General features: G+C 32.8%; 2 protein-coding genes. Both read left to right on the top strand.

Annotated features, from left to right (window positions below; translation table 11 throughout):
• Positions 1 to 84: 84 nt before the first annotated feature.
• On the top strand, positions 85 to 516 hold the full coding sequence (locus tag FD05_RS11945; RefSeq protein WP_081637887.1) for a VanZ family protein: 432 nt from the start codon (positions 85 to 87) through the stop codon (positions 514 to 516).
• Positions 517 to 652: 136 nt separating this feature from the next.
• Complete coding sequence (gene galU, locus FD05_RS10745; RefSeq protein ID WP_020282188.1) at positions 653 to 1,537, top strand: UTP--glucose-1-phosphate uridylyltransferase GalU; 885 nt, start codon at positions 653 to 655, stop codon at positions 1,535 to 1,537.
• Positions 1,538 to 1,767 lie beyond the last annotated feature (230 nt).

Below are 1,767 nucleotides of genomic sequence, written 5' to 3'. Positions count from 1 at the left end.
AAACGCCTTATGAAATATTCTTTAATGTAGTGTTGCACTTAATTTGACAATTCAAGTTCAATTAATAATGAAAGTAGATGATGAATTATTAACCATATTTCAAAATTATTTGCCTGGGTATTATTAGGAATTTCAGCCTTATCAATTTGTTTTTTATGTTTTAGCCCAACCTTACCTATTAAATTGCCATCGTCAAATCAAGCTATTAGCTTTATGATGATTGGTAAGACACCAGTTGCTTACATTCCCTTTCAAGAATTAGATCAATTAGGATTCTGGCTAAACATCATTATGACTTGTCCCTTAGGAATATTTACCTATATTTTATTCTCTCCCAAATTCAAAATATCTCATGTGATTACAACTGGAATCCTTATTGGATTCACTATCGAATTTATTCAATTTATAACAGACAATTTGGCAATAACACATCGTTGGGTAGATATAAATGACGTGCTTGCTAATACTTTAGGATTTGTAGTTGGTTATTATCTATCAAAGTTAATTGATAAATAACCCGTAGGTAAATTTATTTCCCCTTAGCATTCATAATAAAGTATTTATATTTTTTGCTCTTATTAGTGATATAATTTTTGTTGATTAATATTACTTTAATGGTTCATCATATTATAAATAATAAGAGGCTAAAGCAATGTCAAAAATAACGAAAGCTATTATCCCTGCTGCCGGCTTAGGTACCCGTTTTCTTCCTGAAACAAAAGCCTTACCTAAAGAAATGTTGCCAATTGTTGATACTCCAACTATTCAATACATCGTTAGTGAAGCCAAGCAATCTGGCATTAAAGACGTTTTAATCGTAATTGGTAAGGGAAAATGGTCAATTGAAAATCATTTTGATGCTAATCCCGAACTAGAAGCTAACCTAGCCAAACGTGGTAAAAATGATTTACTTAAGCTGATTTGTAAAACTAATGATATGAATATTTACTTTACCCGTCAGTCTCATCCACATGGATTAGGTGACGCCATTTATACTGCTAGGAGTTTTGTTGGAAATGAACCCTTTGCTGTGTTATTAGGTGATGATGTCACACAAGATAAAATTCCATTAACTAAGCAATTAATTGATAGCTTTAATCAAACGGGGGCCGCAACTTTGGCCGTTAAACGAGTGCCTCATAAAGAGGTGTCTAAATATGGGATTATTGATCCTGCTAAACAAGTTACTCCAGGTTTATATAACGTGAAACGTTTTGTAGAAAAACCAGACCCTCAGACTGCTCCGAGTGATCTAGCAATTATCGGACGATATATACTAACGCCACAAATTTTTACAGTTCTATCGGAGACTCAACCAGATTCAAGTGGGGAAATTCAACTTACCACAGCCATCGACATTCTTAATCATACCCAACGAGTATTTGCTCATGAATTTAAGGGTGAACGATACGATACTGGCAATAAGTTAAGCTGGCTGGAAACTAATATTAAATTTGGACTACGGAATTCTGAAATAGCTGACGATCTAAAGACTTATCTTAAAGAAACTGTTGCTGCTATGAATCCTAAAAAATAATCATTTCTAATCTTCCCCAAAAATTTAGTTGTAGGAAAAATTTCATTAATTAATAATGGACCAAAAGAAGGACCACAATAATAGAATTATTGTGATCCTTCTTTTATCCCATTAGTCGGCCAGTTATCTTGTATTGTTCAATAATTCGTTTTATAACGGCCATCTAAATTATCATGCTTGAATTGTCAAATTAAGTGCAACACTACATTAAAGAATATTTCATAAGGCGT

Origin of the sequence: Lentilactobacillus otakiensis DSM 19908 = JCM 15040 (assembly GCF_001434145.1) — a bacterium.
Classification (GTDB): Bacteria; Bacillota; Bacilli; order Lactobacillales; family Lactobacillaceae; genus Lentilactobacillus; species Lentilactobacillus otakiensis.
This window is presented reverse-complemented; position numbering and strand designations above follow the sequence as displayed.

Coding starts and splice junctions, on each gene's coding strand:
- galU (WP_020282188.1), top strand. CDS start 653: ATGTCAAAAATAACGAAAGCTATTATCCCTGCTGCCGGCTTAGGTACC.